The organism is Citrobacter sp. Cpo142, from assembly GCF_030332425.1.
Classification (GTDB): domain Bacteria; phylum Pseudomonadota; class Gammaproteobacteria; order Enterobacterales; family Enterobacteriaceae; genus Citrobacter; species Citrobacter portucalensis.
On sequence record NZ_JAOWHW010000149.1, the window covers coordinates 107,019 to 124,270 of the forward strand.

At 49.8% G+C, this 17,252-nt stretch carries 30 protein-coding genes; 8 read left to right on the plus strand and 22 right to left on the minus strand.

Annotated elements, in window-relative coordinates; translation table 11 throughout:
- Nucleotides 1–94: 94 nt before the first annotated feature.
- Nucleotides 95–661 (plus strand): VOC family protein, encoded by a 567-nt coding sequence (locus OGY18_RS26055; RefSeq protein ID WP_286554854.1) that lies wholly within the window; start codon nucleotides 95–97, stop codon nucleotides 659–661.
- Between the two features lie 2 nt (nucleotides 662–663).
- A complete protein-coding gene (cutC, locus tag OGY18_RS26060; RefSeq protein WP_063940881.1) occupies nucleotides 664–1,410 on the plus strand; it encodes a copper homeostasis protein CutC in 747 nt (248 codons plus the stop codon).
- Between the two features lie 231 nt (nucleotides 1,411–1,641).
- On the opposite strand, the gene cmoB is transcribed toward cutC, so the two are convergent.
- The 21 genes from cmoB to OGY18_RS26165 all read right to left on the minus strand — a co-directional run bounded on the left by cmoB (nucleotide 1,642) and on the right by OGY18_RS26165 (nucleotide 12,380).
- Nucleotides 1,642–2,610 carry a tRNA 5-methoxyuridine(34)/uridine 5-oxyacetic acid(34) synthase CmoB gene (gene cmoB / locus OGY18_RS26065; RefSeq protein WP_286554856.1) on the minus strand — a complete coding sequence of 323 codons (969 nt, stop codon included), beginning with the start codon at nucleotides 2,608–2,610 and terminating at the stop codon, nucleotides 1,642–1,644.
- Complete coding sequence (cmoA, locus tag OGY18_RS26070) at nucleotides 2,607–3,350, minus strand: carboxy-S-adenosyl-L-methionine synthase CmoA (protein WP_003034686.1); 744 nt, start codon at nucleotides 3,348–3,350, stop codon at nucleotides 2,607–2,609. The genes cmoB and cmoA overlap by 4 nt, the downstream gene beginning before the upstream one ends.
- Before the next feature lie 40 nt (nucleotides 3,351–3,390).
- The gene (locus OGY18_RS26075) at nucleotides 3,391–3,786 is read right to left on the minus strand and encodes an MAPEG family protein (RefSeq protein WP_003833847.1); all 396 of its coding nucleotides are present in this window, start codon (nucleotides 3,784–3,786) and stop codon (nucleotides 3,391–3,393) included.
- A 52-nt stretch (nucleotides 3,787–3,838) separates the two neighbouring features.
- On the minus strand, nucleotides 3,839–4,612 hold the full coding sequence (locus tag OGY18_RS26080) for a DUF72 domain-containing protein (RefSeq protein ID WP_286554925.1): 774 nt from the start codon (nucleotides 4,610–4,612) through the stop codon (nucleotides 3,839–3,841).
- Complete coding sequence (locus tag OGY18_RS26085) at nucleotides 4,591–5,904, minus strand: tyrosine-type recombinase/integrase (protein ID WP_286554858.1); 1,314 nt, start codon at nucleotides 5,902–5,904, stop codon at nucleotides 4,591–4,593. Before OGY18_RS26085 ends, OGY18_RS26080 begins: the two co-directional genes overlap by 22 nt.
- Before the next feature lie 55 nt (nucleotides 5,905–5,959).
- A complete protein-coding gene (locus OGY18_RS26090; protein WP_019077032.1) occupies nucleotides 5,960–6,196 on the minus strand; it encodes an excisionase family protein in 237 nt (78 codons plus the stop codon).
- Between the two features lie 139 nt (nucleotides 6,197–6,335).
- On the minus strand, nucleotides 6,336–6,707 hold the full coding sequence (locus tag OGY18_RS26095; protein WP_143113766.1) for a hypothetical protein: 372 nt from the start codon (nucleotides 6,705–6,707) through the stop codon (nucleotides 6,336–6,338).
- A 103-nt stretch (nucleotides 6,708–6,810) separates the two neighbouring features.
- Entirely contained in the window at nucleotides 6,811–7,032 is a 222-nt protein-coding gene (locus OGY18_RS26100; protein WP_143113767.1) for a hypothetical protein, read from the minus strand.
- The gene (locus OGY18_RS26105; RefSeq protein WP_169328970.1) at nucleotides 7,029–7,154 is read right to left on the minus strand and encodes a sodium:solute symporter; all 126 of its coding nucleotides are present in this window, start codon (nucleotides 7,152–7,154) and stop codon (nucleotides 7,029–7,031) included. Before OGY18_RS26105 ends, OGY18_RS26100 begins: the two co-directional genes overlap by 4 nt.
- The gene (locus tag OGY18_RS26110; protein WP_286554863.1) at nucleotides 7,138–7,572 is read right to left on the minus strand and encodes a hypothetical protein; all 435 of its coding nucleotides are present in this window, start codon (nucleotides 7,570–7,572) and stop codon (nucleotides 7,138–7,140) included. The genes OGY18_RS26105 and OGY18_RS26110 overlap by 17 nt, the downstream gene beginning before the upstream one ends.
- The gene (locus OGY18_RS26115; RefSeq protein ID WP_370528826.1) at nucleotides 7,565–8,386 is read right to left on the minus strand and encodes a BRO-N domain-containing protein; all 822 of its coding nucleotides are present in this window, start codon (nucleotides 8,384–8,386) and stop codon (nucleotides 7,565–7,567) included. Before OGY18_RS26115 ends, OGY18_RS26110 begins: the two co-directional genes overlap by 8 nt.
- A gap of 26 nt (nucleotides 8,387–8,412) precedes the next feature.
- Nucleotides 8,413–8,919, minus strand: a complete 507-nt coding sequence (locus tag OGY18_RS26120) for a hypothetical protein (protein WP_005127656.1) — start codon at nucleotides 8,917–8,919, stop codon at nucleotides 8,413–8,415.
- On the minus strand, nucleotides 8,916–9,134 hold the full coding sequence (locus tag OGY18_RS26125) for a ParE family toxin-like protein (RefSeq protein WP_005127655.1): 219 nt from the start codon (nucleotides 9,132–9,134) through the stop codon (nucleotides 8,916–8,918). The genes OGY18_RS26120 and OGY18_RS26125 overlap by 4 nt, the downstream gene beginning before the upstream one ends.
- Nucleotides 9,106–9,357: a hypothetical protein gene (locus tag OGY18_RS26130; protein WP_286554869.1), complete on the minus strand. Its 252-nt coding sequence runs from the start codon at nucleotides 9,355–9,357 to the stop codon at nucleotides 9,106–9,108. The genes OGY18_RS26125 and OGY18_RS26130 overlap by 29 nt, the downstream gene beginning before the upstream one ends.
- Nucleotides 9,357–9,713, minus strand: coding sequence for a hypothetical protein (locus OGY18_RS26135; protein ID WP_249424364.1), 357 nt, complete (start codon nucleotides 9,711–9,713; stop codon nucleotides 9,357–9,359). Before OGY18_RS26135 ends, OGY18_RS26130 begins: the two co-directional genes overlap by 1 nt.
- 8 nt (nucleotides 9,714–9,721) lie before the next feature.
- Complete coding sequence (locus tag OGY18_RS26140) at nucleotides 9,722–10,000, minus strand: hypothetical protein (RefSeq protein WP_182290300.1); 279 nt, start codon at nucleotides 9,998–10,000, stop codon at nucleotides 9,722–9,724.
- Nucleotides 10,001–10,002: 2 nt separating this feature from the next.
- A complete protein-coding gene (locus OGY18_RS26145; RefSeq protein WP_286554926.1) occupies nucleotides 10,003–10,386 on the minus strand; it encodes a hypothetical protein in 384 nt (127 codons plus the stop codon).
- A gap of 60 nt (nucleotides 10,387–10,446) precedes the next feature.
- A complete protein-coding gene (locus OGY18_RS26150; protein ID WP_233609291.1) occupies nucleotides 10,447–10,866 on the minus strand; it encodes a hypothetical protein in 420 nt (139 codons plus the stop codon).
- A complete protein-coding gene (locus tag OGY18_RS26155) occupies nucleotides 10,863–11,228 on the minus strand; it encodes a hypothetical protein (protein WP_233609292.1) in 366 nt (121 codons plus the stop codon). Before OGY18_RS26155 ends, OGY18_RS26150 begins: the two co-directional genes overlap by 4 nt.
- A gap of 128 nt (nucleotides 11,229–11,356) precedes the next feature.
- Nucleotides 11,357–11,878 (minus strand): helix-turn-helix domain-containing protein, encoded by a 522-nt coding sequence (locus OGY18_RS26160; protein ID WP_181510853.1) that lies wholly within the window; start codon nucleotides 11,876–11,878, stop codon nucleotides 11,357–11,359.
- 88 nt (nucleotides 11,879–11,966) lie between these two features.
- The gene (locus tag OGY18_RS26165; protein WP_053065179.1) at nucleotides 11,967–12,380 is read right to left on the minus strand and encodes a helix-turn-helix domain-containing protein; all 414 of its coding nucleotides are present in this window, start codon (nucleotides 12,378–12,380) and stop codon (nucleotides 11,967–11,969) included.
- Between the two features lie 78 nt (nucleotides 12,381–12,458).
- Between OGY18_RS26165 and OGY18_RS26170 the strand changes: the two genes are divergently transcribed.
- Nucleotides 12,459–12,674 (plus strand): Cro/CI family transcriptional regulator, encoded by a 216-nt coding sequence (locus tag OGY18_RS26170; RefSeq protein ID WP_048217969.1) that lies wholly within the window; start codon nucleotides 12,459–12,461, stop codon nucleotides 12,672–12,674.
- Between the two features lie 107 nt (nucleotides 12,675–12,781).
- On the opposite strand, the gene OGY18_RS26175 is transcribed toward OGY18_RS26170, so the two are convergent.
- Nucleotides 12,782–13,030, minus strand: coding sequence for a BssS family protein (locus tag OGY18_RS26175; protein WP_048217968.1), 249 nt, complete (start codon nucleotides 13,028–13,030; stop codon nucleotides 12,782–12,784).
- A gap of 384 nt (nucleotides 13,031–13,414) precedes the next feature.
- On the opposite strand from OGY18_RS26175, the gene OGY18_RS26180 reads away from it, so the two are divergent.
- From OGY18_RS26180 to OGY18_RS26200, 5 genes are read left to right on the plus strand one after another with little or no spacing between them, the layout of a single operon-like run.
- Nucleotides 13,415–13,699, plus strand: coding sequence for a Lar family restriction alleviation protein (locus OGY18_RS26180; protein ID WP_247751701.1), 285 nt, complete (start codon nucleotides 13,415–13,417; stop codon nucleotides 13,697–13,699).
- Nucleotides 13,696–14,004: a hypothetical protein gene (locus tag OGY18_RS26185; protein WP_182290303.1), complete on the plus strand. Its 309-nt coding sequence runs from the start codon at nucleotides 13,696–13,698 to the stop codon at nucleotides 14,002–14,004. Before OGY18_RS26180 ends, OGY18_RS26185 begins: the two co-directional genes overlap by 4 nt.
- Entirely contained in the window at nucleotides 14,001–15,002 is a 1,002-nt protein-coding gene (locus OGY18_RS26190; protein WP_182290305.1) for an LvrA C-terminal domain-related protein, read from the plus strand. The genes OGY18_RS26185 and OGY18_RS26190 overlap by 4 nt, the downstream gene beginning before the upstream one ends.
- Nucleotides 15,003–15,015: 13 nt before the next feature.
- Nucleotides 15,016–15,897, plus strand: coding sequence for an ATP-binding protein (locus OGY18_RS26195; protein WP_286554881.1), 882 nt, complete (start codon nucleotides 15,016–15,018; stop codon nucleotides 15,895–15,897).
- On the plus strand, nucleotides 15,894–17,252 hold the full coding sequence (locus OGY18_RS26200; protein ID WP_286554883.1) for a replicative DNA helicase: 1,359 nt from the start codon (nucleotides 15,894–15,896) through the stop codon (nucleotides 17,250–17,252). The genes OGY18_RS26195 and OGY18_RS26200 overlap by 4 nt, the downstream gene beginning before the upstream one ends.

Sequence of the window (17,252 nt, forward strand, 5' to 3'; positions counted from 1 at the left end):
ATTTATTCATGATGTGTTCGGAGAAAACAGCGGTTGGATGGCGCAGCGCAACAGAGTAAATTAGCGACTTTGAACATGAATATGAGCTTTTAATATGGCTAACTGGCAAACCGTTGCAGAACTACAGGATATTTCTGCAGATTTACCGCATTTCACGCAGGCATTAACGGAACTTTCTACCCGTCTTGGGCTGGATATCACAGGCCTGGAAGCCGATCACATTTCCTTGCGTTGCCATCAAAATACCACCGCAGAACGCTGGCGTCGTGGGTTTGAACAGTGCGGTGAATTGTTGTCAGAAAACATCATTAACGGCAGACCTATTTGTCTTTTTAAACTGCATGAGCCGGTTTGTGTGCAACACTGGCAATTTTCCATCATCGAGCTGCCGTGGCCGGGCGAAAAACGCTACCCACATGAAGGCTGGGAACATATTGAAATTGTTCTGCCGGGAGAGGCGGAAACGCTGAATGCGCGCGCGCTGGCGCTGCTTTCCGATCACGGTCTGAGTCAACCGGGCATTTTTGTGAAAACCAGCTCGCCAAAAGGAGAGCGTGAGCGTTTACCGAATCCGACGCTGGCGGTTAGCGATGGCAGCGTGACGATAAAATTCCATCCGTGGTCGATTGAAACCATTGTGGCAAGCGAACGTCAGGAGTGAGCATGGCTATACTGGAAATCTGCTGTTACAGCATGGAGTGCGCGCGCACGGCGCAGCAAAAAGGCGCGGATCGCATTGAACTATGCTCGGCACCCAAAGAAGGGGGCTTAACGCCGTCACTGGGCGTCTTGCGTTCCGTTCGCCAGCACATTTCGATTCCCGTCAATCCCATTATTCGCCCACGTGGAGGCGACTTTTACTACACCGAAGGTGAATTTGCTGCAATGCTGGATGATATTGCGATGGTCAGGGAACTGGGATTCTCAGGGCTGGTGACCGGCATTTTAGATGTGGATGGCAATGTCGATATGCCGCGCATGGAGAAAATAATGATTGCCGCCGGTTCGTTGCAAGTCACTTTTCATCGGGCCTTTGATATGTGTGCTAACCCACTCAATGCGCTTAAAAAATTAGCTGATTTGGGTGTTGCCAGAGTACTCACTTCAGGGCAAAAATCAGATGCGGCGCAAGGTTTAACAAAAATAATGGAACTTATTGCGCAGCCCGGTGCTCCAATCATTATGGCCGGAGCGGGGGTTCGCGCCTCGAATTTGTCCCTGCTCCTTGATGCTGGAGTGCAGGAAGTCCACAGTTCTGCCGGAGTATGGCTGGCTTCACCAATGCGTTATCGCAATTCGGGGTTGTCGATGTCTTCGGATGCGCAGGCGGATGAGTATTCGCGCTATGCGGTAGACGGGACGGCGGTTGCTGAAATGAAAGCAATCATTGCACACCATCAGGCCAACTGATTTTACCGTTGCATCATGTCGCCCAATATGATGCTTGCTCGTACCAGGCCCCTGCTATTACAGGGGCCTTTTTTTCTCCTTCATATTTCAAGCCGCAGCCGCGTTGGCCGCCTTGCTCACCCCGGTCACGTAGTTATCTACGCTCCCGGGGATTTGCTGCGTTGCCGCCTTGCTGCAACTTGAACTATTTTGGAGAAACGGTGCTATACGTAACGGGAATCCGGCAATCCATCACGGCTTACGCGCAATCAAGACCGCACGCAGCGGGGCGGGGTAACCTTCTACCGTTTTGCTGTGGTCGTTCGGGTCGAGGAAGTCGGCCAGTGACTCGGTTACCATCCACTCAGTGCGGCGCTGCTCTTCGGTGGTGGTGACGCAGACATCGGCGATGCGCACATCAACAAAACCGCATTTTTCCAGCCAGTTTTTTAAAGCCAACGCAGATGGAATAAAGTAGACGTTACGCATTTGCGCGTAGCGATCGCCAGGCACCAGTACGGTAGTTTCATCACCTTCGACCACCAGTGTTTCCAGCACCAGTTCGCCATCTTTAACCAACTGATCCTTTAACTGCCACAGATGTTCCAGTGGCGATCGGCGGTGATAAAGCACGCCCATGGAGAACACAGTGTCAAAGGCGTTGAGCGCTGGAAGTTGCTCAATGCCCAGCGGCAGCAGGTGAGCGCGCTGGTCATTGCCCAGCAGTTTACGCACCGCCTCAAACTGGCACAGGAACAGTTGCGTAGGATCGATGCCAACCGCCAGATGCGCTCCAGCGCCAATCATGCGCCACATGTGATAGCCACTGCCGCAGCCGACGTCAAGAATGGTACGTCCGGTGAGATCAGACAAGTGCGGCAGGACGCGATCCCACTTCCAGTCGGAACGCCATTCGGTATCGATGTTGACGCCGTACAGCGAGTACGGTCCTTTACGCCATGGCATCAGGTTCCGCATCAGGGTGTCGATGCGTTTAAGCTGGCCTTCGCTGAGCGGTTCTTTACTTTCTGCGGTAACGCTGTGTAGTAAGTCCAGACGATGCGGCGTCAGCTCGGGCAGAAACTCGACGGCGTTTGACCATTGCTTAAAAAGACCGTGCTGATCGCGCTGCCAGGCAGCGATTTGCGCCGGAAGCGTTTCCAGCCAATGGGACAGATGATTTTTGGCAATCAACTGATAAAAGTTACCAAAATCGATCATGCGCTAACCTCAGCTTTCAACGCCACCAGAGAGCCAAAGTTGAAGCACTGGAACCACAATTCGCTGTGCTCAAAGCCGGCCTGATGCAGTCGCGCTTTGTGCGTTTCTACCGAGTCGGTCAGCATCACGTTTTCCAGCATGCTGCGTTTCTGGCTAATTTCCAGTTCGCTGTAGCCATTGGCCCGTTTGAAGTCGTGGTGCATGTTGAACAGCAACTCGCCAACGTTAGCGTCTTCGAAACTGAATTTTTCAGACAGCACCAGCGCGCCGCCGGGATTCAACCCTTGATAAATCTTATCCAACAATGCCTGGCGCTCAGGTGGCTCAAGGAATTGCAGGGTAAAATTCAGCACCACCATCGAGGCGTTTTCGATAGTAATGTTGCGAATATCGCCTTCGACAACCTCAACCGGGGTCGGTGCCTTATAGGCATCAATATGACGACGGCAGCGCTCAACCATCGCCGGGGAGTTATCGACGGCAATAATTTTGCAATTCTCGTGATGAATATTGCGACGCACCGAGAGCGTCGCCGCGCCCAGAGAACAGCCCAGATCGTAGACCTGCGTGTTGGGTTGTACGAAACGTTCGGCCAGCATGCCAATCATAGATATGATATTGGAATAGCCAGGAACGGAACGCTGGATCATATCCGGGAAGACTTCAGCTACCCGTTCATCAAAGGTCCAGTCACCCAGACTGGCGATAGGCGCAGAAAAAAGCGTGTCGCGGTGAGACATAACGTAAAAATCCGGGAAAAATAAAGTGGCGTATTGTGCGCTAATGCAGGGAGAAAACCAACTCCCAGGGCATATACCAAAGATTCGCCAGCACCATTAGCAACAGCGAACACCAGGTTGCGCTCATGCCCGAACGGCGCCAGCGGAATAGTCGGTGGTGGAATCCGTAATAATGCATCAGACGTCCGGCAATCAACATCAGCCCGCAAATATGCACCATCCACGTCTCTGCGCCGTTCATTTCCATAAATAACAGCAGCACTAATGCGACGGGAATATATTCCACTGCATTACCGTGAATGCGGATAGCGCTTTGCAGCTCGCTAAAACCTCCATCGCCATAGGCAACGCGGTATTGCATGCGCAGGCGAACGACGTCAAAGGAGAACTTTATTAACAATAACGCACCCAATACGGCATAAAGCGCGCTTACCATACAAACTCCCTTTTAAAATGGCTGCTGGCATTGACTATGATAGGTGGCATTTTCAGAAAAGAGAAGATTGCTGTGGAATAGAGGGAGCTGATCCGATCTCTGGCAGAGCACTGTGTAAATCTGCCCATAGCGTATCAACAAGCTCCGGGGCTTGCGCGATGTCCGGCGTATGCAAAAACAGATACGGCGTCGTGGTGCGTTGCCATAGCGGCAGCTTGGTCAGCCAGACGGCAAAAAGGGCGCTGTTTTGTGCCATATCATCGCTACCGATAAAGCGTACCATCGGATGGTTTGCCGTCACCACAGCATGCACCGGAACCTTCGGTTTTTTGCGCTGAGCGTCACGTATTGCTTCAGTATGTGGGATTGCGGCATGCACCGGGCGGCTGTCCAGAATCACCCGGTTTACTCCACGCTCGTGTAAACCGCGATTAAATAGCTGTTCGGCTTCGCCTTTGGCAAAGAACTCCGGATGGCGAACTTCCACACCGTAGGTAAAGGATTTCGGGAGCGCATCGAGAAACTGCCACAGGGCAGGCAGGTCGCGTGGGCCAAAAGTCGCGGGTAATTGCAGCCAGTATTGTCCAATGCGCGATTCCAGCGGCGACATACGCGTAAAAAATTCCTGTACCAGGTCATCACAATTACGCAGTGCGGCCTGGTGCGAGATGGTCGCCGGAAACTTAAAACAAAATCGAAACGCATCGGTGGTCTGTGCCTGCCAGCGGGCAACAATATCGGCTTTAGGCAGCGCATACAGCGTGGTATTGCCCTCCACGCAGTTAACATGACGGGCGTTAGTGGTTAACTTGCTGATTTTAATAATCCTCTACTGCTAGTTTGTGGTCTATGGGGCATCAATGGGGCAAAATCACCCAGCTTCTGATTCAGCATTGCGATCTGCTCTGCGTTATTGTCTGCCATCCATGCGCCGTACACATTGAAAACCATTTGCGCACTAGCGTGCCCCATCTGACTGGCTATAAAGCTTGGATTGGCGCCAGCGGCCAGTGACCAGCACGCGTAAGTGTGGCGCGACTGGTAAGCTTTTCGATGCCTGATCCCCGCCTTTTTTAACCCTGCGTCCCACGAGTCACCAAACGAATCAACCTTGTAGATAACCCCCACATCCTTACTTCGACGGACTATCTTAGGGTTAAAGACAAATGTACAGCTGTGCTGCGTTGTTCGACCATATTCACGCAATTGCACGTTGATGTGATACTGCTGCCCGAGTCTAGTCATTTCCATCTGATTCCTTAACGCATCGATGGCTGGCTGAATGAGGTGTATCACTCTATCCGTACTGGCGTCCGTTTTCGGTAGTGTGAACTCGCCCAGTTTTGTATAATTACGGCGAATTGTTATTGTACCCGCTTCAAGGTCTATATCTTCCCATGCCAGGGAAACCAGTTCTCCGTGACGAACACCTGTGTACACCGCCAGTGACCACATGTTTTTCGTCTGCTGATGCCGGCACGCATCTATCAGACGGATGAATTCATCACGGCTGAGCGGATCTGGCTCCACCCTGGCCCTTTTTAATGGCTTTATTCCATCAAAGGGATTTGCCTTTATGTACCCATTATCGGCGGCGAACTGGAACATTCCGGCGATAGTCGTCATGTAGTAATTGACGGTGACCGCGCTCCGGCCCTTAACAGGGATCCTGCCCTTTGCCGCGCACTGATAACCCATCAAAAGCTCTTTCCTGATGTACAGCAACTCTTCTTTCTCAATCGCTGTCACCAGTCGGGTAGCCCCGATCAGCGGTACAACAACTGCCACGACCGACTCGTACCGTTTGTGCGCGTTCGCGCTGATTTCCATCTTTTTCAGATCCAGCCACTTCTCTTCGAGTTCTTTCACTGTGATTTCTTTCTTGCCCAACCCAAAACTTTTAAGGTTAGGTGAATCTGGAAACCGTTCAGCATAATCAAAGCTTCCCGTGCGGATGGCAAAGCATACCGACACCCGCAGTTCCCCGGCGATCTTCCTGTTCTTAGCGGTGTCAGGGACACCGAGGTTTTCCCTGACGCGCTTACCTTTAAAATTAAACCAGATGCGCAGACTGCCACCGTGGTTTTCGACGCCTGTTGGATATGTGATTTTATCCATTAATACCTCCAGACGCCCAAGAGCAATACGAGCTTACCTTTTTCATGGCATCAAATCATCCTGGCTGCTTGCTTTTCATTGAAGCGACCCAGGCATCTACAGCCTTTCTGTTATACATGCACTCACTGGAAGGTTTTGGATTCCCGTCAGGTGATACGTGGATATACTCCCTCCCAACCATCCAGCACTCTTTTCTGGCCCGGAGGATGGTACCGGGCTTGAGCCCGGTCACCGCGATCAGAACACTTTCACAAACCCAATCGTTAGGAGCTAACTGAATAACATTGCTCATATACCCGCCTCACACCACATTCAGACCACGGCAGTGGCACCACACATCAAACATCCGCTTAACTACTTCCCGGCAGTAAAACCCTTCAATATCTCGAGTCAGGTCATAGCGACTGCCGTACCGCTGGAGCACCCATATTTCAAATGCCTTGTTCAATGGCTACCCCCAGCTTTTCATTAACCCGACGGACGCAACGCTCAAAAGAGGATGGGGTAACAATCCGCTTCAACTCAGTAACCAGGTAATCGTTGTGTTGCTGGTGGAATTGCATGTTGCTCTCTTTTTCAATCTGGCGGAGAACTGCAAGGCGAGCCGTAATGATGCGGCGCTTTGCTTTTACAACCCGTAAAGCATTCTCTGCCTTTTTGCGCCAAACACTCCACTCACTGCTGCTATTTGACTTAGCCAACTGATCTTCAATGCTAAGCTGAGTTTCTTCAGCTATCACGAGCTGGGACAGACAGTCGTGAACTGTGTTCAGGTTTTCAGTATTGATATGCGATTTTTCCACTGTTCACCTCCGAAATTCGTCATAAATTTGTACTCAATCAACGCTCCGAAAATAGCGTCCACCAATAACAGGCCAAACAGTACTGACAGGAGAAATGACTTCATCATGCCGCCTCCCGGCATACTGTTTTGTACGCACGCAGCATGTCGCGGGATTTGCCGGACAAAACCGATTTCATGAAGAATATTCCACTGCGGTTTGCAACTATTCCTAAGGTTGAAAAAAGAGCAGTGTCGACAACCCGGTTATGCTTCCTGAATTCAAACACCGTACTGGTAACAACGATGTTCGCTACGGCGCCATAGTCCTGGTATTGGATTTTCATGCCAGGATCCTCGCCAGTAATCGGGCAACGCCAAAGAAACAGCAGACACCCGCCGCAAATCCCAGCCCCGAAAGGCTGGAGAAAAATAGAGTGAACATCACCAGTTCAGATACCTTTTTCATTGGTCTGTACCTCCTCAACTGCTGCGATATATCCTTTCCACCCGCCATAGCTGTTCACCATTTCGCCCAGGCGTGAAAGGCATGCATTCATCCAGCGGGTCCCACGAGGAGTCAGCGCCGGCACTGTTCCCCAGTCGATAAATTCCGAATTGCTGCGATGCATATATTTAATGGGGTCCAGAATGTTGATGTAATGCGCCAAGCGCCGTTCGATGTCCCACCCCTTATCTTTGAGGTAGGAGTCAATAAACCCCTGCAGTGCTGGTTGGTTAAGCGAAATATCGCCGTACTGGTGGCGGTACACCGGGCGACGGTGCAGGCTAACCAGATAGAACAGGTATGCATCGCAAACCCACGTTAAGGCCCGCTGGTGGGCCTCCTCGATAGAACCCGCTGGCATCCAGATATCGCTATTCACAGTGGCTGTCCTCGCCGAAGATCTCTTTAGGATCTTTACGCAGGATGAAGCCGCCAAACTCAGGATGCTGCCAGCGCTTGCGCTTACCTGTTGGACGAACGGATTCTTCCAGCAGCACCTGAAAGGCATGCAGGAATGATTCACGATGCACACACAGACCGCGAACGCCCGGTAGCTGTCTGGATGGCAGGTTTGAGAACTGGACAAGGCGACGGCAGGAAGGATCGGACAGACCGGTTTCCCACGAAATCTTATGCACCGGAGCAAACTCAGCATCGGTATTCACGAATTCAGTCGAACTAATTCGTTGCTGTGCCTCTGCGGGATATACGCTCGCAGCAGCAACCAGGTTAGTACCGCTGACTTCCATCACTGCTTTCATCGTCGCTGATGCGGTTGCTTCGGCCACAACGCGGGCCAGTGAAAGAATGTCATGGTTCATGCTGATTTCCTGCTGGTGTGATTTAGCTACCGGCACTTCTTTGCTGTATGTGCCTGTAGTCATGATGGCAGGGAGTACATCCTCACATACCCAGTCCTGTACGCGTTCAGCGGATGGAAGCTGGCTGCGCAGGATAAGGCGGAACAAATCGGCCTGGCCAGCAAGCTGAGTACCGCGCGGTTTTTCACCAAAACCCAATTCTAACGATTCGTTATAATCAAGTTTAATCAACGTCTTGCAGTGGTCTTTCAGCGCTTTTGCCGGGTTCGTATAACCGAGGGATTTAGCCAGTTCTACAGCGTCAAAGGCTGGCCTTCCCTCATAAAGAATTCCGCTCATCGAAAAATTGAGTTCCTCTGAGCTGAAGGTCATTAGTTGGTTATTCATCGTTATTTCCCTCAGTGTAAAATGTGCTGAACCGGTGTTGCTTCCCCAGCGCGAATGCGAGTGGCAAGATCCGTAAAGATGTCGTCTAAAAATTCTGCAAACCACGAATGACCGTCTTCTTTCAGGCGCTGATCGTTGGCGGAGTAGAACTGGAATACAGCCAGATATCTTTCCTGTGGTTTTTGCTCGATCAGTGCGCCTTCTACGTGTTCAATAAGCAGGTTCTCGATAAGCTTCCGCGTTAAGCCAAAAACAAACTCACCGGTTTTAAACTGATACTCACCGTCACGGAGGCCCCAGCGTTTTTCACATTCAATCAGGTAAAGCAGGGCGACAGTTCCGCGCATGGAGTGACAAACGGTTTCAGCCCATTCATGCTGCTCTTCAGTTGTAAGCGTACCTTTGCCGTAACGATTTTCATCGAGCATCCACGCGGGGATGTGCGTACCGGACTGCTCCTGCATTTCTTTCAGTCGGGCAACTAGCTGCTTTACGTTGTCGTTTTTGTTGGTACTCATCGTTTTAATTCTCCGTTATACGTTTCATGACTCATCACTTCCCAGTTGCGGCCATTGTCTTTCGATAGCAGCCGCCAGCGCGGATTAACCTTCAGACTGAGGAATCCGGTGCGTCGCATACGCCGCGCATATGCTCGCTTCCGTCGGTATCGCAGCAGAACCTGCATTGCCTGCAGGTGAACGCGTTCAGGTATTCGAATTGCTGTTAATGCCACCAGTTAGCTCCTGTATACGTAGCCCGGCTTCGCGGGCCATTTCGATAAAAGTGTCTAGTGCGCAAATGTGTTCGTCGTCGAGCAGCCGGCGGTCGCATGTCACACGACCTTTTTCGATATAAAGAACAACACGCCCGGTGAAATCTGGAAGCACATGCAGATCCACGTTGAGGACTGGGGGGGGGATCTGCATTCCGTGCATAATTGTTTGTTGTGAGGCCATCAGTTATTTCCTCCACATACGTATTTCTCTTTCGCGTGTTTAATTAATTCCGCAAAAATCTCGTCAATAATCATCTTTCCTGTTTCGGTCAGGTATTCGGTATGGCTGTTAATATCAAGGCTGTTCATATACGTTTTGCGTAGAAAGCTATCAGCCTCTGAGCCAAATTCTGTACAAACCTGCTTTTCGAATCGTTGCAAAAGTTTCAGCATCGATTCTTCGTTAATTTCGATAACCTGAATATTGTTGTCCGGCATATTTACAGAAAGACAATAGCCGCCAGTTTTACTCTTCAGTCTGTGCAGGGTTGCCGTGGCAATTCGACGGCGATAAATATCAATCAGGTTTGTTTTCACGTTTTTTCTCAGTGCTTTCTCTGATGAAAAGCTACACATTCATATACCGCGTCGGTAATTATCGCTAACTCAGTAATAAGCGCCGTGAATCTATCTGCTAATTCTGGAGCGACCTTATTCAGTTGCCTGTGTAGAATGTTGTGATAATCATTACTTAACTGACTGGCGCATCGGGCAGCCATACGAGCGTTGTTTATTGCTTTTTTCGTGTCGGCATCATCTCTTTGTACTGACGCCACTGGTAGTGTGCTATCTGACTGTTTAATAGAGGCGAGTTGAGTGTTCATAATTACCGTCCGTATGCTTTGCGCAGAAAAAGGTTTGCAATATGAAGATAACTATTTCCATAAGAGGCAAAGAGTTTTGCTGTTTTATGTGCCGCTTTATCTCTCAGAAATGTCATTATTGCCCCCCCCTTCGATGTATTCTCCATTGTCATTTGAGTCATGAAGCAAAGCTCATTAAGTAACGAGGTAAATCTTCCTGCTACCTTCACATCAGTGCGCGTGATGGCTGGCATCAGTAACTGGATAAACTCTGCACGTAGCTCATGCGCATATTGATTGGCGCACTCTGCGGTTTTGTGTGCCTTGTTTATATAAAGAATGTCGTCATCCTGATTAACTGAATGGATCTTGTTATTTAAGACTTCACTTTTGACGGTAATATTCATCTGCATTTCCTCAGGGTGAGTGATGCCACACCAGTCAAGGCGTTATTAAAATTTTATTTATTAACCTAATTTAGATTCGATGATTTTCAGTTCATCCTTAACTTTTCTTGCGTAGTCATATATTGTTGCTGACATCAGGCATTTTGGATCGTCACTGTCTTTATCGGTGAAATATGATTCATTGTATATATGTGCCAGTTCGTTAAGCTGGTTAACTGTAATAGCAACATTAAATACATCATCATTGATATCATCAATATTGATTCTATCTTTTGCTTCATCACTTCGAGTAGTGGTGGGTAACATCGAAACATACTCATTAACACCATCCAGTGTTTTCTGCATTGAGCGAATAAGGCAAGCAATTGCATTATCGGCTTCTGGTGGCAATTCATTGATACGGTAAATAACCTCAAGTAGTGAGGTATTCTCCACAATATCAGCTGCGATACTTTCGAGAATTTTAACTGGAGTTTTCATTTTCTATTCTCCATCTCGTTAGCATGGGCTGCTTCTGCGTATTGCTTGGCCAGAATAAAAATGCAATCACCAAGATCTGAATGGTCTTCTCCATCGGTAACCGAAATAATTAATCCCGCTTCAATCATCACCGCTATCTGATGAAAAGCGGTTTCCGGTTCGAGGGTGAGGCCTTTAAAAGTTTTCATCGCCTGCTTTGTCGGTTCTGCAACCTTGTGATTCACACGGTTTTTGATAATCTTACCACCAGCAATTACGATATCTGCCGCATCAATTTCTCTCTCAACGGCGGGGTTGAGTGCCTCACCGATGTAATCTGAACTTTCAATATGGAGTACGGTTATGTCTTCAAGCTTATTCATGGCATCCTCGGCTGATCTGTACGTTCTGCTATATAGCGAGTCTCAAAAGTGTTTTCATATTGAGACCACCTCTGCAATGATCCGAAAAAATCTTCGTATGTACCTCAATGGTAAGAGCGGTGATTACGTCACGCTTGCGATGGGCTCCTCTCGTGATGAGATGCATGATCTGAGGCGCCAGATCGTTGCTGCGCGGAATGCTGGCACTGTGATTGATGGGCTGGAGTGGCAGGAGGCTGACGATTAACCTCAGCACCCAATAACCAAATTGGATCGCACTTCAGCGCATTAGCCAGCGGAATGACCATGCCTGCTGGTGGCTCGGTGATCCCACACTCCCAGTCGGAAATGTTATCGCTGTAGGTACCCAGCAAACGAGCAAGTTCTGCTTCACCGAGTCCGAGGTTTTCGCGGGCGAGCTGGATGTGATCACCAATGCTCAAACCGGCGGTGTAGGGGGCGAATAGCGGCGTGGATTGAGTTTTAGCCGAGAGAAGCAGTTCTAGTTTGTGGATAACATCTAAAATTAGGGTGTCTGCAATATGTCGACTATCAACATCCTGCTGCACGGATAATTTCTGCAAAAACTGCAATTGCTGTACGCCGATAGAAAGCGACTCCATTAAGCAATCATCTATTTCAGGCTTCATAAGACTATCTCCTTAGGGTGTAGGGATAGTCTTAATCAAGATATCTTGAAAATCAAGCAAAAAACTTGAATTGATGTGTGGGGTTCTTTTACTCTTTGAATTTCATGGATTTTATATCTTTAATTTTCGCCACAACTTCAGAGTGATAATCTTCAAGAAGAGTCTCAGCGTACTCAACTACCTTCAAACGGTACTCGCGGGGCAATATATCAAATATGGTACTTAGCTTATCTAGATCATACTTAGTATATTTGTTTGCAACACTCCCGGAGCTAGCTGTTAAGTGCTCAAGCCCCTCAAGGAGCCATATAGGCGTACAGTCCAAGGCTTTACATAATCGGTTGATTTTATCACCAGTGGGCGAGGTATCTCCTCTCTCCCATAGCGAGACAGCCGCCATAGAAACCCCTACATCGTTTGCCAACTCCTTCAGTGTCTTGCCTTGTTCCTTCCTTCTCCGGCGGATTCGCTCCCCCATTGTCTCTAAAATTCTCTCTCCCATTCTACATTCCTCTTGGCATTAGGGGTTAACTTGATTAAACTTGAATTTAATTGATTTATTCGAGTGGATTATACCTTTATGTACAAATCAAGTGTAGTTGATTTTTTTGGTTCGCAAAGGAATGCATCCATAGCGCTTGGCGTGAGTGATCAGGCGGTCTCCCAGTGGCCAGAGCTAATCCCCAAAGGTGCAGCTCTCGAGCTGGAGAAGATCACCAATGGAGCTCTCAAGTGCGATCTGGGGTTGTATTCAGAGGGCTCGCGCCGCGGCAAGCGCAGATCGGCGGAGGCGTGACATGTCACAGAAATTAACAAGTTACGGAAAACCGAAAAGCGCCAGGATTAAGCGACGCTTTCCGGTGATGCAGATAACAAAAGCCTGCGTGATTAGCTCTTGCCTTCTTAAGGTCTGGGCCCGGCGGAGTTTCGTAAATTTTGAATGTGTCTTTGTAGATCGGAAATCAGGCTTTCAGCCATTTCTGGGGTAAGGGCGAAAAAGTGCGTTTCCTGCTCCTGCTTTGACCCCATCTCCATTGCCTGTATTGGGGAGGGCAGATACTGGAGCTTTAGAGCAAGCGTGCCATACCACGGCAATACTCCTGCTTGCCACCCAGTAACCGGGAAAACGGGAATATCGTCTTTTTGTGACATATCGAACCTCCATCGGTTCTTGGTTGTGGAAAACCAAGAGTATCACCGGAGGATGGTTCGGCACCAATGAGGAAATCAAGATGGACCCGACAGATTTCATAGCAAAACACATCACCGCGCGGCTGGCGTCAGAGGGATTTCCAGAGCAGGTGTGTCAGGGGGGGGCTGGTCGGCGTTGACCACTATCGCCGGATGTCGCAGGCAAGTCGCAAGGGGGGAGCTTTTGACAATTGTCTTTTCCGTGCTCGTCAGTGGGCTATTGGGCAGACGACAACAGCAGAACGCAAGGCAAAGAAAAGGCCGAAGAGAGGGATCAACTCGCCCAGCCTTTATTAACTTAACTACTGTTCATACCTGCATAAATCTACCTAGCGAGGTAAATCCGTGAAAAACAATATCAATAAACACCAGAACGTTTCAAGTGTTGATGCTGAAACACATTCCAGAATTTCGATTGCTAGCAGCGATATCACACTAAAACCATGTCCATTCTGCGCAACGTCTGAGGTTCGCCTCGTTGAAGTTAAATATTTTTTAGATGGTGATGACGGTTACTACGTTGCCTGTACCCACTGCAACGCTAACCAGTTTCCCGACAGCAAAGCACGCGCTATTCACGACTGGAATCAGCGCGAGAAACACGATACAGAACAGGCAGGTGCAGCATGAGCAAACTTCTTCTGAATACGGTGATGTACAACCGAGATCTGGTGCCGCTTGGTGGCATTAATTGCGCTATCTATCTTTCAACCCTCCTTTATCACTACCGGGACTGGAGTGTTAATGATGGCTGGATGATGCTGAATATTGACCTAATCCAGAACATTACCGGGCTTACTCCCGAAGAGCAGCGCGCCGCCCGCATCATCTTGCGTGATCTTGGCGTTATTCGTGACGGCATGGCTTTTGATGAGCCTGCGCTATATGTCGATCTGCGTAATCTGGACGCTTTGCTTGAGGGGGGCGCGCAATGACTACCACCACACCGACCGATACCGTCATGGCTATTGGTCAGATAAATTTTACCGGGAATGTGACGCCTGCAAGTTGGTGGCGATATATCACGCTGCCAAGTGGGCGCCCGGATCAGACCGCGATAACGTTGCTCTCCGAGATTATTTATTGGTATCGCCCTTCAGAGGTGAGGAATGAAGCGACGGGCGCACTACAGGGCTACAGAAAGCGTTTTCGGGGTGACAAATTGCAGCGTAGCTATCAATCATTCGCTGATCAGTTTGGGTTTGGTAAGCGCGAAACGGCGGATGCGCTCAAGCGACTGCGCGATGCCGGGCTGATCACGCTGGAATTGCGCACGATAGAGGCGCTTGATGGCCTGAAATGCGCCAACGTTTTATTTGTTGGCGTGATTCCCTGCGCTATCTCCGCCATTACAAATCCTGTTTCGACCGATAACGTTGACGCTGTAACCCCAGTTACGTCGGAACGTAATAGCTCTTTCAAAAACGCCACCCCTGTTACGCCAAAACGGAACACCCCCCAACGCCAAAACGGAACAGGGGGTACGCCCAATGTCGATACAAATACAGAGATTACTACAGAGATTACTACAGAGATTAAAAACACTAATGGCGCATCCGCTGACGCTCCTGCACCGGCTCGCCCTGCAAAGCAGGATTATTCACCTGAATTTGAAACAGCCTGGCAGGCATATCCAAAACGTGCTGGTGGCAATTCCAAGGCGGCAGCCTATAAAGCCTGGAAAGCCCGCCTGAAAGACGGCGTTAAGCCTGAGGATATGCTGGCAGGCGTCAATCGCTATGCGGCCTACGTCAAAGTGACTGGGAATGCTGGCACACAGTTCGTCAAGCAGGCGACAACGTTCTTTGGACCCGGTCGCCATTTCGAAGAAACCTGGCAAACTCCATCCGCTCCCGGAGGTGGGCGACGCAGTACGCTTCCGGTATCTGGCTTCAGTGAACAGGATTACGGCCAAACAGACTGCAACTGGTGACAAGGGGAACACAATGCTGAACATCAAACAACGCGAAGAAAGGGATTCACTGCTGGCGAAACGCGAAGGACTTCGCGAAGAACTGGCGTTCGCTGTAGAACATAAAAAACCGTGGCAGTGGGGAAGTTGGGATTCAGGCGAAGTCCACACCGCAGCCTGCGAAAAACATGGCGACTATGAGCGCATGTCACTCACTGGTAAAGCGTTTCGTGGCACCGAAAATGTTAAACATTCCCGGTGTCCGGGGTGCGTGCGCGATGAGCTGACGACAGTCGATGCCGGGCTGCATGCGCTGCGGGTATCTGACCTGCTGGACAACGTCGGGATCGCCCGCCGATTTGAGGGCTGTGAGTTTAGTAATTATCAAGCGGTTAATCAGGGTGCTGCAAAAAACCTTGAAGCCTGCCAGCGCTACGTCAACAGTTGGTCGGAGCGTCTTAACGCAGGAACGGGGCTGGTGATGACTGGGAACTGCGGGACAGGAAAGAACCATCTGGCGGTATCGATGGCAAAGAGCATTGTTCGTGAGTATCTGGCCAGCGTGGAAATCACCGATATTATGCGCCTTACCCGGGCTGTGAAAAACACGTGGCACCATGGTGCTGACAGTACCGAAGAAGACGTTATCGAACGTTTCGCATCACTGGATCTGCTGATCATCGATGAGGTGGGCGTGCAATTCTGTAGTCCGACGGAAATGATCATCCTGCAGGAGGTTATCAATGCCCGTTACGAGAGCGTGCTCCCGACCATCCTGATCAGCAACCTGACCTTTGAGCAACTGAAAGAGTCTATTGGTGAGCGTATCGTGGACAGGGTTACCGATGGTGGGCGGAACCGTCTGGCGTTTGGCTGGGAAAGCTATCGCGCAATTGCAGCGGGGGTAACCGCATGATGACTCCGGTATGGAAAAATAATGATCTGGAAGGTGCGGTAATTGGCGCAATTTTTCTGCGCAATACCGATCCTGAGGTTCTGGGCATTCTTTCCCGTATGCCGGCGAGCGTATTCTCCGTCCGTCAGTACCGTGAAATTTATTCTGGCATTTGTCGTCAGGCTCGCGGAACCGGAGTGATAGATCCACTGTTGCTTTGTGAGTCCATGCCAGAACACAGCGCAACGATACTCGAATCAAGTCGTATCGCCTGGGCTAAATCAGCGCTGACGTATTACGTCTCCACTCTGGAACGTAACGCTGCCGTTCGTGACGCTGAGGCTGTAATCGAGACGGCGCTGGCTGGCATTCGCAATGCTGCCAATGGTGATAACGCAGTCGAAGCATTGAAGGCCGCACAGGGGGCTATGGCTGCAATTTCACTCACTCCTGATACTGTTCAACCTGTGCATATTGATGAAATTTTACCTGCGATAATTGACCGGGTAGACGCAAGAAATCAGGGGCTGGAAGAGGCCAAACCTCTGATGACCGGTATTGAAGAACTGGACGCAAAAACCGGTGGCATTGAACCGACAGATCTGGTCTTTATCGCCGCCCGTCCGTCGATGGGGAAAACCGAGCTGGCCCTGGACATTATCGATAAAGTATCAGAGCAGGGACATGGCGTACTGTTTTTCAGCATGGAGATGGCCAACATCCAGATTGGCGAGCGAATGGTATCTGCTGCTGGTGGCATGTCAGTGTCCAGGCTCAAAGAGGCCGCGAAGTTTGAAGATGAAGACTGGGCAAGGTTATCTACAGGTATCGGGCATCTTACCGGGCGCAATATCTGGATGGTCGATGCCACAGATCTGACGCTTGAACAGATCCAGCAAACGGCAACCAGTCATCAGATTGCTCATCCTGAAACTGCGCTGGTAGTTATCGATTATCTGTTACTCATTAAGATCCAGAGCACGGCACGCTATGACCTCGCGGTGGGTGAGTTGTCGAAGGGATTAAAGCGTCTCGCCAAAACAAACCGCACTCCCGTCTTGGCGCTGAGCCAGCTTTCGAGAGGCGTGGAATCCCGACCTAACAAACGTCCTATGAACTCAGACCTGAAGAACTCCGGCGAAATTGAGGCAGATGCTGACATCATCATGATGCTCTATCGCGATGAGGTGTATAACCCCGAATCACCGGCAAAAGGGATCGCGGAAATTAACATCACCAAACAGCGTAACGGCGTTCTTGGGACCGTATACCGCCGTTTCTACAATGGGCATTTTTTGCCGATTGACCAGGAAGAAGCGAAATCAAAATCAGTCTCGCAGCAAAAATCACAACCGCGTCGGTATGCAAAAGCTTAA